The 13,946-nt window shown below is 45.4% G+C and carries 9 protein-coding genes; 2 read left to right on the top strand and 7 right to left on the bottom strand.

Annotated elements, in window-relative coordinates:
• Positions 1-108 precede the first annotated feature (108 nt).
• Positions 109-5,733: a CHAT domain-containing protein gene (locus SPB21_RS02675; RefSeq protein ID WP_499865375.1), complete on the top strand. Its 5,625-nt coding sequence runs from the start codon at positions 109-111 to the stop codon at positions 5,731-5,733.
• Between the two features lie 182 nt (positions 5,734-5,915).
• On the opposite strand, the gene SPB21_RS02670 is transcribed toward SPB21_RS02675, so the two are convergent.
• The gene (locus SPB21_RS02670; RefSeq protein ID WP_499865374.1) at positions 5,916-8,888 is read right to left on the bottom strand and encodes an NB-ARC domain-containing protein; all 2,973 of its coding nucleotides are present in this window, start codon (positions 8,886-8,888) and stop codon (positions 5,916-5,918) included.
• A gap of 272 nt (positions 8,889-9,160) precedes the next feature.
• On the opposite strand from SPB21_RS02670, the gene SPB21_RS02665 reads away from it, so the two are divergent.
• On the top strand, positions 9,161-9,292 hold the full coding sequence (locus SPB21_RS02665; RefSeq protein WP_284681998.1) for a hypothetical protein: 132 nt from the start codon (positions 9,161-9,163) through the stop codon (positions 9,290-9,292).
• 302 nt (positions 9,293-9,594) lie between these two features.
• Here SPB21_RS02665 and SPB21_RS02660 read toward each other — a convergent pair whose 3' ends face one another.
• From SPB21_RS02660 to SPB21_RS02635, 6 genes are all read right to left on the bottom strand, one after another.
• Positions 9,595-10,890 carry a dihydrolipoamide acetyltransferase family protein gene (locus SPB21_RS02660; RefSeq protein WP_499057397.1) on the bottom strand — a complete coding sequence of 432 codons (1,296 nt, stop codon included), beginning with the start codon at positions 10,888-10,890 and terminating at the stop codon, positions 9,595-9,597.
• Positions 10,891-11,127: 237 nt separating this feature from the next.
• Positions 11,128-11,625, bottom strand: coding sequence for a hypothetical protein (locus SPB21_RS02655; RefSeq protein WP_499865372.1), 498 nt, complete (start codon positions 11,623-11,625; stop codon positions 11,128-11,130).
• Complete coding sequence (locus SPB21_RS02650) at positions 11,622-12,173, bottom strand: hypothetical protein (protein ID WP_499865371.1); 552 nt, start codon at positions 12,171-12,173, stop codon at positions 11,622-11,624. The genes SPB21_RS02655 and SPB21_RS02650 overlap by 4 nt, the downstream gene beginning before the upstream one ends.
• Complete coding sequence (locus SPB21_RS02645) at positions 12,154-12,525, bottom strand: Rho termination factor N-terminal domain-containing protein (protein ID WP_499865370.1); 372 nt, start codon at positions 12,523-12,525, stop codon at positions 12,154-12,156. Before SPB21_RS02645 ends, SPB21_RS02650 begins: the two co-directional genes overlap by 20 nt.
• The gene (locus tag SPB21_RS02640; protein WP_006519609.1) at positions 12,515-12,793 is read right to left on the bottom strand and encodes an HU family DNA-binding protein; all 279 of its coding nucleotides are present in this window, start codon (positions 12,791-12,793) and stop codon (positions 12,515-12,517) included. The genes SPB21_RS02645 and SPB21_RS02640 overlap by 11 nt, the downstream gene beginning before the upstream one ends.
• On the bottom strand, positions 12,793-13,932 hold the full coding sequence (locus SPB21_RS02635; protein ID WP_499865369.1) for a major capsid protein: 1,140 nt from the start codon (positions 13,930-13,932) through the stop codon (positions 12,793-12,795). Before SPB21_RS02635 ends, SPB21_RS02640 begins: the two co-directional genes overlap by 1 nt.
• Positions 13,933-13,946: the final 14 nt, after the last annotated feature.

Below are 13,946 nucleotides of genomic sequence, written 5' to 3'. Positions count from 1 at the left end.
AACCCGTGTCATTAGGGTTACATTTCATCGATAAGTTAGCTGTGATTAGAAAGGGGGAGTTGTAATAATTACAACCTTCTTTTGTCAGGCTTCAGCATTATCAACATTATGGGCTATTCGGGATGGCAGCAGCCCGCTAAATATGTCTTACAGTTAGTGGGCTGGTTAGGTATTTTTACCCTAAGTAGCCCTCCTGCCTGGGGGCAACTACAACCTACAGGAACAACAGCTATCACCACGGCAGGGGATCAGATTCAAATCACTGGGGGTACTCAGTCAACAGATGGAACAAATCTCTTTCATCAGTTTGAAGCGTTCAATGTAGCCACTGGCGAAACGGTTACATTTGTTGCTCCTGACTCAGTGGAAAATATCCTAGGGAAGGTTAAGGGAAATCAAGCATCCATTATTGATGGTGGCTTAGCTGTTCCAACCAGTGCTAATCTCTGGTTACTCAACCCAGCTGGCATCCTCTTTGGCCCCAACGTTCATCTCAATCTCAATGGAGATTTCACGGCCACAACGGCTGACACCATCGGATTTGATCAGGGCTGGTTCACCCATGGTGCAGATCCTCAAGCGTTAGTCGGCCATCCTAACAGTTTGGCATTTATCTCTCCCCCCGCTCATCTGATTAATTTAGGAAACCTACAGGTCGATCCTGGGCAACATATCCGGCTATTCGGGGGCAGTCTTACCAATGTAGGGACGATTACGGCTCCTGCAGGCACAGTTACTGTGGCTGCCGTGACAGATAGCAACCGAGTTAGCTTAAGCCAGGCGGATCAAATACTCACCCTGGAGGTTACACCCTGGGCTGAGACAGTTTCTGGTCCTAGCGTCACGCCTACCAGCCTGCCAGCCCTCCTCACCGGCAATAACATCGACAATGCCGATACCCTAACCGTCAACACAGACGGTACGGTCAGCCTCACGCAAACAGAAACCATTACCCCCTCAGCAGGACATGTGGCCATTACTGGCACCATCAGCAGTGCTGGTAATCAGGGTGGGCAAATTGCACTTTTAGGCGACCGGGTCTCCCTGGTCGATGCAGCCATTAATGCCGATGGGATCAACCAAGGCGGCCAGATCTATATTGGCGGTAATTATCAAGGCACAGGTCCTCTACCAAACGCAACGTACACGTGGGTAAACCAGGATTCTGAAATCAATGCCAGTGCCCTACAGCAAGGCCATGGGGGCCAGATAATTGTTTGGGCCGATGACGCCACGGTGTTTAGCGGCGGTGCCTATGCCCAGGGAGGACAGCAAGGGGGTAATGGCGGCTTTATTGAAATTTCTGGGAAAGACCATCTAGGGTTCGATGGAGAATTTTCCCTCAGCGCTCCCCAGGGTGAATCAGGTACCATCTTATTTGATCCCGACAATATTCGCATTGTCAGCGGTGGTACACCTGCTGAAGTTGCAACAGAATCGCTTTTATTCCCCAATATCAATGCGACTGATAACGACCTCGGTACGTTAACCCTACACGCCAATACGTTAGAAAGCTGGAATGGCAATGACAACATTATTCTACAGGCCAATACCAACATCGACATTGATTTAGGTAGCAACAATGAACTGACGTTTCAACCAGGAACAGGCTCCATTACGTTTATAGCTGACGCTGATAACAACTTTATCGGTAGCTTTTTCATGAGTGGAACAGACAATACCTTGAAAACGTCGGGGCGAGATATCAGCATTTCAGGCACAATTATTACTCTCCAGTCCCTGGATACAAGAACAGGAACAGGGGCTGGCAATGTTAATCTTGCAGCTCCACTGCTCACATCTGTATCAGGTAGGCTAGACGCTGAGGACATTACCGTCAGAAGCAATGAGCTAAATTTAAATGGTGGCAACAACTCCATTAGTGGCACAACGTTATCAATTGCACCTGACAATCCAACCCTAGCCATTAACGTAGGTCCCAGCACTAATACTTTATTCGATCTGGACCTTTTAGAAACCGATGTTTCAGCCCTGCAAGATGGTTTTACTAACATCACCATCGGACGCTCCGATGGGACAGGTACCATTACCCTCAATGATTCTGTTACGGATGGAGGCACAACTCCGTTTCAAGATCCTGTCACTCTCCTTGGGGCAAATGTTCTACGAGGTCCCAATCGGGTAACACCTTGGGTGATTACAGCCAGCAACCAAGGTCATCTCAATGGTCTTTTTAGTAATGGTCTTAGCTTTAAAGAGATTGAATCAATTGTCGTTGGCAATGGTACCAATGATACTCTTTCAGGGGCTGATGGCAATGACACCATCACGTTTTCAGGGGTGGATGCCGGCACGTTTAATGGCATAAACTTTGCTGGCATTCAAACAGTTAATGGTGCCGGTGGAGACGATCGCTTTATTTTTGGAAATGGAGCTGTTATTAGCGGCATCGTTGATGGTGGGACGGGTAACAACACTCTAGATTACGGTGCCTACATTACAGATATGACCCTCGACCTGGAAACTGGTAATGCACCGGGTACTGGGGGCATCCGCAATATTCAAAATATAATTGCTGGAAGTGGTTCTAATACACTGCAAGGGACAAACACTGATGATGTGGCTACACTCACGAGTGCAGCCACTGGCACCTTAAATGGTACTAACTTTCAAGGCTTTGAGACTATTCTGTTAGGGGATGGTAACGATCGTTTTATTGTCAATGGAGGAACGTGGACCACACTGGATGGAGGATTAGGAACAGATACCCTAGATTACGGGTCTAGTGCCGTTGGTGTCACCATCGATCTTGAGAATCAAATAACAACAAACGTCGCAGCATTCACCAATATAGAAGACTTTCGAGGTAGTGGTAATACTGATACATTACAGGGAACAAGTGGTAACGACGACATTACTCTCACTGGTACGGATATTGGCACTATCAACACCCTAGCCTTCAATGGCTTTGAAAATTTAAACGGTCAGGCCGGCAATGATAATTTTATCTTTAGCAATGGTGCCTCAATCACGGGCACCCTAACTGGCGGCGATGGCAGCGACACAGCTAATTATAGCGCCTACACCACCAATATTAATGTTGATTTTCAAACCAATAATGCAACCGGCCTTGGTGGATTTAATACACTGGAATCCTTCATTGGCGGCAACGGTAACGACACGTTTAGGCTTAATGCAAATACCCCCATTGAGTTTATAAATGGCGGAATCGGTAGTAATACCTTAATCGGTGACAATGTTGACAGTACTTGGAACTTAACAGCTAGCAATACCGGTAATGGCACAGGAGTAGACAATTTCTCCAACATCCAAAATCTGATCGCAGGCAATCAATCCGACCAGATCAACATTCTTACCAACGGTGCCGGATTTACTGAAGATTTAGATGGCGGTGCCGGTCCACTTACCTATATAGGAGACACTATCAGTCTAGGCACGGCCCTTGTAGGGACTGAAGCATTAAATCTTTCTCCCTTGTCAACCTCCAGAGATATTCAACTAGGCGGTTCTGATACCCCCTCTGCTCTGACAATTTCCACAGCTGAATTAGCAAGTATCTACAGTGGCTTTACAGCTATTACCATTGGTCATGCGGAGGGTAGTGGCACCATTACCCTAGGAGACAATATAACCCTACTTTCTCCCACTACGATTATCTCTCCTCAAGACAATGGAAAAATTGATACCCAAGGCTTTAATCTGACAGCACCTGACCTTACACTATCAGCGGCAAAAGATATCACAACTGCTAATCTCACAGCTCCAGGAGGTGTGATGCTCAACAGCGGTGGAGCTATCAGGACTCAAGATATTTTGACCACAGGCCCTCTGGATGGTGGTGATACCATCGTTAATGCAGCAACAACAATTACCTCACAACAGATTGACACCACTGGCACTATAGGGGGCAATGTCACCCTGAATGCAGCAGATACTATTCAGGTTCAAAGCATTCGAGCCGAGGGAGATAGTGCAGGCGGCAATGTGGATATTACCACCGACCAATTCTTTCGAGCCACCAACAGCTTTACCAGTTTAGACGGATACGTCGCCAGTATTTCCACAGCCGCCACCAATGGCACAGGTAACATTACTATTCGCCATGGCGGCAATAGTGCTACCCCTTTTCGAGTTGGTGATAGCAGCATTTTAGGCAGTGATGCCCTGATCACCAGTGGTGAATTTAAAGTTGCCATAGACAACTCGTATTTAAATAGCTATTCCCTTGGCAATATCAGTTTTTTAACCCAAGATATCTTAGCACCTCCCACTCCTCCCACTCCTCCCACACCGCTCACCCGTAATCCTTCTCTCACAGTTAACTCCCCCCTAAGTACTAACCTGCCTACGGTTATTGAACTACCTACAACTAATTCCCCATTTACTACCGATCTGAGGTCTCCGCTCATTAACAGCCGCGCTACCCCCTTAGATGAAGCAACGTCTTCAGTGGGTGCCAATGATTCTAACAGTGCGCTGTTTGAACGTTTAGAAAATTCATTTTCCGATCAGTTTAAGTCTCACTTAAATCTATACGAGCGTGTTAGCATCTCATCCACCAGCCTGGCCTCGGCCCAAGAAACCCTTGGTAATGTTGAAGAGATTATGGGGATAAGGCCCGGTGTTCTATACATATACTTTTTGCCACCGGAAGAGAACACTACAGCAGCATCCGAGTCTAGTCCCTTAAACCCCAATAATGATGAATTGGGACTCCTTCTACTCACTCATACAGGACAGACCATACGACGAAAAGTTGAAGGGGTTACCCGCAGTGACGTAATGGCCATGGCAGAGAATTTTTACGCCCAGGTAACCAACTCCATATCTGTCCCATCCCAATACTTGCCCCCTGCTCAACAGCTATATAGCTGGTTGATCTCGCCCATAGAAAATGAATTACAAAGCCAAGGAATCCAAAGCTTAGCCCTGGCCATGGACACAGGTTTACGTACTCTACCCGTTGCCGCACTTCACGATGGGAATGAGTACTTAGTTGAACGTTACAGCTTAGGAGTGATTCCCAGTTTTAGCTTGACTGACTTTAATCCTGAAAATTTTCTCTATTCTCAACTGGAGAACACTCACCTGCTAGCCATGGGAGCGGCGCAGTTTCAATCACAACAGATTCTACCTGCTGTACCTGAAGAACTAAACATTGTTACCGAAGCATTTCATGAGAGTGAGGTATTTCTCAATGAAAGATTTACCCTCAATAATTTGCAAACCCAAGTTGCCCGCAATCAGTATGGGATTGTTCATTTAGCGAGCCATGGTGTGTTTGCCCCCGGTGAACCACACAATTCCTATATTCAACTGTGGGACCAGCCCCTACAGTTGGATCAGGTCCACACCTTAGGCTTACAGGATGCCAACATTGCCCTGATGGTATTAAGCGCTTGCAACACGGCTCTGGGCGATCGTGAGGCCGAATATGGCTTTGCTGGCTTAGCGGTGAATGCGGGGGTACAAACCTCCGTTGCTAGTCTCTGGCCCATCAGTGATGAGGGAACGCTAGGGTTAATGACCTATTTTTATGACAATCTACAGGAAAATTCAGTGCGAGCCAATGCCCTACGCCAGGCACAGCTAGCTATGTTACGAGGTGAACTGTCGTTTGCAGATGGGACATTATATGGTTTTGATGGGGAAGCATTAGCGCATTTTCCAGAACTGGAATATCACGGACGTTGGGATTTTGACCATCCTTTTTACTGGTCGACATACACCCTGGTGGGCAGCCCCTGGTAGAGATATGCTTTATATTCTAGAGAAATTCTTCAAGGTCTGAAATTTGCCTTAATTTTATAGCAGAAATTTTAAAAGTATCATTAATCTCTAATCTCTACAAGACCTATAGAATTGAGAAATAGTTCGATTTTCAGAAAATTGACTTTGAAGAAAAATCATATTTCTCAAAACGGCTTAAGAGGTTATAAAGCACCTAAAGCTGTTTCTACTTCAAGCAAGGCTTTTCGAGTTTCTGTAACCCTCTCTCTACGTCCGATTCTTTCGAAAATATCTAAAGCATCACTAAGTTGTTCTAAAGCTTCTTTCAGTTTCTTCTTCTTTTTACGTATCGATGATTCATTCTTAGCTAATCGCCTAGCAATTAAACCATATCCACGATAACACCATGCAATGGTATGGTCTCTACCAATATATTGAGCTATCTGGAGTGCTTTATCAAAACGTCGTTTGATCTCCTCAAGAGGCTTCTGACCTAGCCAAATTTCAACATGACCTAAATTAGCTGCACTAAATGCTATAAATGCATCTCTGTTTCTCCAGTTACTATTTTGTGCATCATCTAAGACTTTAGAATATAATTTTTGAGCAATCTCATAATATTTTATGCTCTCATCTTTTTGATTAATAATGTTATTCCAATGACCTCTATCAACAGCCAAATCTCCTTGATTAGAGTCAGTAATTGAAATAGTGTACTCCGGTTCCTCTGAAGACCAAGTCAGGCCATGTTCCTGTAGATACTGTGTCAGTAGCTGACGAGCCTCATCATGATAATTGTTTGATTGTTCAAAGAGATTATTGATATCTCCAATCATTTCAGGAATTGTAAGTTGTTTATATTCCTCTACAGCCTCTATCGCCTCGCCATGGGCAATTAGAGCACTCAATTGAAGGTTTTTGGCCTGATAAAGCTTATAAAAAACATTATCTGTTGCAACTTTTTTCAAGCTTGACTTAGCTTTTTTTCGCCACTGCTTAGCTTCTTCATAGTTGTTTTGACGACTGCAAACCCACCCTGCTCTGAAAGCTAACCTCCATGAGATTTCAGGATTCCTATCTGTTGAATCATCTTCTAGATTAAATGCAGAACTGCATATCTGAATACGGGTATCCCAAAAACCTCGTTCAAACAGAAAATGATGTAATGATTCGACAACTTTAAACGTATTTGCAAAATCTCTTTGAGCTTTACACCAATCAAATGTAGCAATACAGTTCTTTAAATCTTGCTCCAGTTTATTGTATTTTGTTAATTCTAGGCCTGGACGACCTAATTCCTCCATAAGTTCGGTAAAGTAATCAACGGCCTTACCATATATTTCTTGTTTTAAATTTGTGTTGCTGTTTATCTTTTCACTTGCGAAACTACGAATTAGGGGATGAATAGAATATCGAAACTCATCGCCACCCATTTGCTCACGATGAGTATGTAAAAGTGACAACCTTATTAGATGATCAATTTCAGAACGAAATTCTTCTTGATCAGTATCACTAATAATTTGAATAGCTTGTTCTGAAGCAGGTGCCGCAAAAAATGTCATCCCCATTAGAATTCTTTGAGCATTATTGCTAACAATTTTCCATGATGCACCAATTAAGGTTGTGAACATTGCCTCTACCTTAGAGACATCTGCTGATAATGCTTCATCTGGACTGGTTCCTCGACCAGTTAGGCTATTAATAATTACATTGAGAGACACATTTTCGGAAAGAAGGCCAATTATCACCCCCAATGCAAGTGGCAAACCACCAGTCGCACTATAAATAGCCTTCACTGTGTCCGTTGTAAAAGCGTGCTTCACTCCTTTCTTTAGTCTTGCTCGCTCCAGCATTCGTCGTGTTTGCTGACGTGTTAAACCTTCAAGCGTTATCAAACAAGAAGCTTGAGGATAAAATTGTCTTGTTGTGATAAGAATCTTACTTGGATAAAAGGTTTTATCACCTAAAAACTTATCAATTCGATCATCTCCTATTCTTTCAAAACTATCAATCACTAATAGATATCGTTTTTTTCGAAGTAAATCATTGACCTGTTCTTGCTTCTGAGCTAAGGTTAATTGATCAGAACGATAATCAAGCTTTCTCAATACAATATCCAGTAAATCAGCTAAATCAATAGGCGACTCATTTGCTGAGGCCCATATAACTTTCTCAAACTTATTTTTAATATTTCTAACAATTTCAGTTGCAAGCACAGTTTTACCTGTGCCACCCATACCTTGAATAACAACAGTTTTGACCCATCTTTCTCTAGATTTTAGTGGTTCTTCAATAGTTTCACGCTGTTCTGGTCGATCAATAAATTCCACAGGTAATTCAGGTATCCCGTAAGAATCTTTCAAGAAATCTTTCTCTGCTTTATTACTCTTTTGATCAACATCTTGATTGACTTGTTTTAATATTTCAACTTCATCTCGGAGAGCTAAAAAATCTAAGAATATCTCTTTGGGAAGACTCTTAACATCTTCTGATGAGTCAATCAGCTTCTCTAGTTCCTTTAATTTTTGGTCTTTTCGCTTTAAAATTTCTGCTTCAACATTTTTAATATCATGACTGTTAGCTTTACCCTCTATCAATTCCCTCCTTTTCTTGAGGATCGGAATACTAAAGTCTGGCCAATCTTCCATTTGGATAGAATTACAGCCTAACTCAAAAGCTTCTTCGTAACTCCAACCATTTCCTAAGGCATCATAAAAAGCTACTGAGAAAGATATAGCAGCTTCATCATCAATATCTTTACTCATGCCAATCACATAATCTATGTGCTGACTAATAGCATCAGCCTGTTTCTCTGAATAGCAGGCATTTAGTAGCACGCACTCAACCCCCCTGCTAGAAAAGAGCTTAAATAAACTTTTCAGAGCTTTAGATGAAACTAACTGTATATCGCCTAACTCATCTTCTAGTACAATCCCATCCTCGTGAACTCCATGTCCAGAAAAATGAACTATTTGTGGGTTTATGTCTAGTAAATGCCTACGAAAATCTTTTGGCCTTACAGCCCATCTTGAAATTAAATTAAAGCTATCTCTATGAAGTGAACGCTTAAGCCCTTCTTCAATTTCTCTCACTTCTTCTCCTAAGCGCAACTCTGAAGATTTCTTAGGATGAGCTGCCAATACTAAGATCTTTTTAGATGTAGAATGGCGATTCATGAGCTTAAAACGAGCATTATATTGGATTTAGCTTAGCGTTCTTCAAATGAAGCGTGTCATAATTTCAATTATAACTTTCATATTCTGAAACATATTTTTATCATGTCCCCCTTTTTACATGACTATTTGTAAGCTGTAGCAGTTTGGTCCACTACCTGAAGAGGTTGCTATATAGCAGAATGGCACTGACGTAAAAGTCGCGGAAAAGGCCTCAGGCATGATGATCTGAGAAGCTTACAACCTGGAAGCCCCAATATACTACTGCCTTTACTATGCCGAATCGTGTGGAGATTCTCAAGCAAAAGTATCAAGATAGTCTCGGTCTGCCCTTTGCTCAGATCTTGAGTAAATGTGAAATGGGTGTGACTTTTTCCCAGAATGTAGCAACCGCGTTCAGTGCTTAAAGTTCAACTGATGGCTTGATTCGACCTACGTCCGTGCCATTCGGATGTAGCATCTTTTTCTCGCCCCAAACTACGACATCCAGGACTTTGTAGCATAAGTTAAAGATGTAAGAATGTAGCATATTCTCCCTTGAATGGATATATCAATGCGTCCTATGCTCTATTTGATTCCAATAGTTATCGCTTGCTCTAACGTCTCTATAAAAAGACATCGCATTGCTTAAACGCGATGTCTTCAAGGATCATCAAAGATGTCAAATTAGTTGATGATTTCACTACTCTACAGAGGACAGAAACAAATCCTACAGGGTCAAGGACTGAGGATTGTTTTCAATTAGATCCGCCAGGTCTTTTAAGAAGGCAGCACCATCAGCACCATAGATAATGCGGTGGTCACAGGTCATATTTACGGTCATCTGCTTCTTAACACCGATCATGCCGTTCTCGTCAGCAACCACGGTGGGCTTAGCGCCGCCAATGGCCAAAATTGAACCAGTGCCAGGGGGCAAAATAGCATCGAAACTGTCAACACCAAACATCCCCAGGTTAGACAGGGTAAAGGTGCCAGTAGTGTACTCCTCAGGCTGTAGTTGCTTACTACGGGAGCGAGCAACGAGGTCTTTCCAAGCGCGGGATAAAGAGTAGATATCCATCTGATCAGCGCCGCGCAGAACTGGGGTAATCAGACCGCCATCGGGCATAGCCACGGCCACGGCCACGTTAATACTGCCGTTGTATTGAATACCGGCGTCGGTATAGCTGGCATTGACGATGGGGTGCTTAGTTAGGGTGACCGCAACAGCTTTTGCAAGCAGACCAGTCATGGTCACGCCCTTAGGCTTGATCTGCTGATACAGCGCATCTAGGGCATTAGTGGTGATGCTGTAGCTGACGCGGAAGACAGGTACGGTCAGGCTAGCGTTCATGTTGCGAACGACGGCCTGCTGCATGGTGTTAAAGGGAGTCACCTGACCAGGTACCGGCGGGGGTGCAGTGGGTGCAGCGGGAATCGAAGCAGCGGGTGCAACAGCGGCGGCAACGGCAGCAGGTGCAACGGCAGCGGCAGCAACGGGCGTAGGTGTTTGACCGGCCGCTTTTTCAACATCCTGAGCGACGATGCGACCGTGGGGACCAGACCCCACTAGGGTTTTGATATCAACTTTGAGTTGCTTAGCCAGCTTTTTGGCACGGGGTGAAGCGATGAGGCGGCCACTGGTGACGGTGATGGCGGTAGCAGCAGCACCATTATCGTTTTGTGCAGCAGGCGCGGTGGCGACGGGTTCGGGGGTAGGAGCTGGAGCAGTGGCTGGGGCAGCGGCAGCGGCAGCGCCTTGCTTTTTGGCTTCTTCAATTTCGGCGTCGGTTTCGGCTAGGAGTGCGATCGCACTCCCCACTGGCGCAACACCACCAGCTTCTACAACGATAGTGGCCAGATACCCTTCATAGAACGATTCGACGTCCATGTCAGCCTTGTCAGACTCAACGATGACAACGGTTTCACCCTTTTCTACCTTGTCACCAGGGCTTTTTGTCCAAGAAACGATCTTGCCCTCAGTCATGGTTGAGCTAAGGGCGGGCATGAACACTTCGCGAATCATTGGAAAATTCCAGGACGGATGGACAACAAATAAATTAACGAACCGTAAAGGCGCGCCAGCATACGCCCTAATATCTTAGAACGAAAGATTAGGGGTTACAGCCTAAGCATTATATTAGCCAAGCTGTACCAACCAGCTAAAAAATTTATCTATACTCTGAAAAGGTAAGGTATATGGGTAATTGGGGGAGACACCCTTAGAGTCGATGAGATCCCATGACTACGTGGGGAAAAATCCTCAATCAATTTCTGGCCAGCCACTACTAAAGTCGTAGTTCAGCACAGCATCGATTCCAGTTAGTGCTGCGATCGCATCCAAATGCTTACGCTTAGTCCCAGCGATCTGAGCTTCTAGCCCATAGAACACAGTAGCCTTAGCATTAACCGTAGCTGCCAAATCATGGAGGGCAATACCGCCAGTGATAGCTTCAAGCTTAAGCAATGGGGCAACGCTTTCATCGTCTCCATCAGCTGCAAGATAATCAGCTGCTTCCTTAGCCTTGGCTGGCCAGGCTGCTCGCTCTACTTCAGAAGAGCCTGCTAGTACCTGCGATCGCAACTCATCAGCTTGTTGATTGATAAGAGTATGGACTTGAGCGATTGCATCGGCCACCGTTTCCGGTTTAGTGAGCAATGACAGTTGTTCTTCGCTGACCCGCTGAGTAAACGGAGGAGAGGGACAACGCATAGCTCCTCCAGCCGGATTATTCGGATTGATGTACCAATAAGTGGTCATAATGGCCAGTACCCCAATACCCACAGATCAGTCTGATAAATACTGCTAGAGTAGCTGCCGGATCGAGAGGCCCAAATTTGTCCATCAACCGCTGGCACTATCAGTTGTTGAGGAATGATAGTTGTTCCAGTACTAGTGAGGCTAGCGGAATAGTCTTCATTTTGTGGATGATTAAAGTAACGCTCGGCAATTGGCTTAGTAATAGCTGGCGATTCAAAATAAATCCGCAACGTATAGGAAGAAGCTTTGCCAGGGTTACCCAGTAAATGAACCAGACAGTTTCCCTCTTGAGGAATTGAGCTAAGAGTATAGGTCTGGCCCGAAATAACGCTAAGGTTATTCCACTCCTTTACCCGTGGATCAAGCCGAACGTAGCGACCACCCCCTTGATTGTTGCTACCCAGGTTATTACCAAGAACATCAAGCAGCTGTATGGAATGTTCTTCAAAATTGGTCGGCTCAGCCATAGCCAGAACTGTTCCTCCCAGCGTAGTTATCATGTTCTCGATTTTGTCGAGAAACGTAGTTTTATAGTTTGTCGCTGACATCGGATTTTTCAGCCTCAGCTCGTGCAATCGCCACGGTGATATCAGCCTGTTTCATCTTGGAGTAACCCAAGATATCCAGCTCCCTAGCCATAGACTTTAGTTCAGTCATGGTTTTGGTATCGGCCAGCTCAGTGGACCGAGCTGTGATTAAGTCATCTGCTACAGGCTGCTCGGTATCGGCCACCGGTTCAGATTCGTCTAGATCACCATCGGCATAGTCGTGAAAGCTGGGTTCAGACTCAGGCTCTTTCCATAGCGTATGCACATCAGGGTCATAGTCACTCTGGTTGATAATGATGTAGTCAGAGCCATCCTCATTTGAGATCACAACCGTTGCCACTTTAACCATCATTCACCCGCTCCTTAAACGCTTTGCCTGCCCGGAACACAGGCTTAGTTCGCTCAGGAATAGTCATCGCTTTCCCAGTACGTGGATTACGGCCTACCCGCTCCTTGGCCTCCACCGATTCAAAAGTACCAAAACCCACCAGAGTGACCCGATTCCCCTCAGTCACCTGATAGATAATCACCTCGATCACCTCAGACACAATCGCATCAACAACAGTCCGCGTCGCCCCAGTGCGATCGCAAATCGCCCCGACCAGTTCACCTTTATTCATCAGCCCGCTATCCTCGCCGCTAACCGAGCATCCACCAATTCAGCACCCCACAGGCAACTCAGATAGAACCCAGTTTGGTGATATTCATCTCTAATTTCCAGACGTAGGACCACACCCGTCATATCGTCCACCCAGGTCATAAAGCTAGACGTCATACCAGGGATGCGCAATCGTGCAGCAGGTCGCGAGTCAAAGGCAAAGGCCATGGGATGAAAGGCCAGATTAATGGCGTGATCACCCTTGAAAGTAAGAGCCGCATTATTGACCCAGGCCACCTTAGCCTTAGGAGCATAGGTGAGAGTGCTACCGACACCAAAACCAATCACAACATAGGTTTGAGTATCCCCTGCGACAGTAAAGATATCGCCTGCTACCGGTGGGCCATCCCCCGTGTCAATCACAACTGTTGTATCGTCTACAGCATGATTAGCCTGGTTTACCAACCAGCCTGCTGGGGTGCCATTAGGATTACTATGATTGATGTCATCCAGGCCAACATCTTCGTACCAGTCAAAGCCATAGGCATGACTAATTTCACCTTCCCGAATCACCTCAGTAGAGCCGAAGTTCAGCGCTCGAGCAAAAGCATCTAGACCGGTAGCATTACCGTAAGCATCGGTATTGAGCACCAGGCGACGCATAAATTTAGGGCACTTCTGCTTAGTAAGTACCTTTTTAGCGTTCTGGGCATCGGTGGGAGTAGCGGCAAAGGGAGTTGTTCCACCAGTACCGATATAACCATAAATACCTTTGTACTGTGCAGCAATGGCCGCCGTAATGTCTTCAACAATGGGGCTCACGGCATTGGCGAGAAACATGGGCACCTGGTCATCTGCTGATTCAATCAGTGAGATTTGTTTCTCGGTCAGGGGAAAGTTGACCTCTTTCCAGTAGTTGAGATTGACCTTGACCGTACTCGGAGCCGGAGCGGACTGACTAGTCGGTGGTGTTGGCCCTGGCACCACATCACGGGAGGCAAACTCAGGGGGGACAATCACCTCTGTCACGCCACCAGGACTGTGGGCCTGTTCTCGATCTCCAGCTGGAATGTTGTTGACCAGCATGGGTAAACAGGTGTGCTGACGGATGGTCTGGGCACCAAGCGCCAAAACTTTGCCGTATAAATCTTCAATTGCCATGGGATAAACTCCTC

It is taken from the genome of Leptothoe sp. ISB3NOV94-8A (assembly GCF_043421595.1).
In the GTDB taxonomy this organism is placed as follows: Bacteria; Cyanobacteriota; Cyanobacteriia; order Phormidesmidales; family Phormidesmidaceae; genus Leptothoe; species Leptothoe turfae.
This window is presented reverse-complemented; position numbering and strand designations above follow the sequence as displayed.

Bases quoted from the DNA above. Each gene is read 5' to 3' on its own strand.
- SPB21_RS02645 (WP_499865370.1), bottom strand. From the start codon at position 12,525: ATGATGGTTAAAGTGGCAACGGTTGTGATCTCAAATGAGGATGGCTCT.
- SPB21_RS02670 (WP_499865374.1), bottom strand. From the start codon at position 8,888: ATGAATCGCCATTCTACATCTAAAAAGATCTTAGTATTGGCAGCTCAT.
- SPB21_RS02635 (WP_499865369.1), bottom strand. From the start codon at position 13,932: ATGGCAATTGAAGATTTATACGGCAAAGTTTTGGCGCTTGGTGCCCAG.
- SPB21_RS02660 (WP_499057397.1), bottom strand. From the start codon at position 10,890: ATGATTCGCGAAGTGTTCATGCCCGCCCTTAGCTCAACCATGACTGAG.
- SPB21_RS02640 (WP_006519609.1), bottom strand. From the start codon at position 12,793: ATGAATAAAGGTGAACTGGTCGGGGCGATTTGCGATCGCACTGGGGCG.
- SPB21_RS02675 (WP_499865375.1), top strand. From the start codon at position 109: ATGGGCTATTCGGGATGGCAGCAGCCCGCTAAATATGTCTTACAGTTA.
- SPB21_RS02655 (WP_499865372.1), bottom strand. From the start codon at position 11,625: ATGACCACTTATTGGTACATCAATCCGAATAATCCGGCTGGAGGAGCT.
- SPB21_RS02650 (WP_499865371.1), bottom strand. From the start codon at position 12,173: ATGTCAGCGACAAACTATAAAACTACGTTTCTCGACAAAATCGAGAAC.
- SPB21_RS02665 (WP_284681998.1), top strand. From the start codon at position 9,161: ATGCCGAATCGTGTGGAGATTCTCAAGCAAAAGTATCAAGATAGTCTC.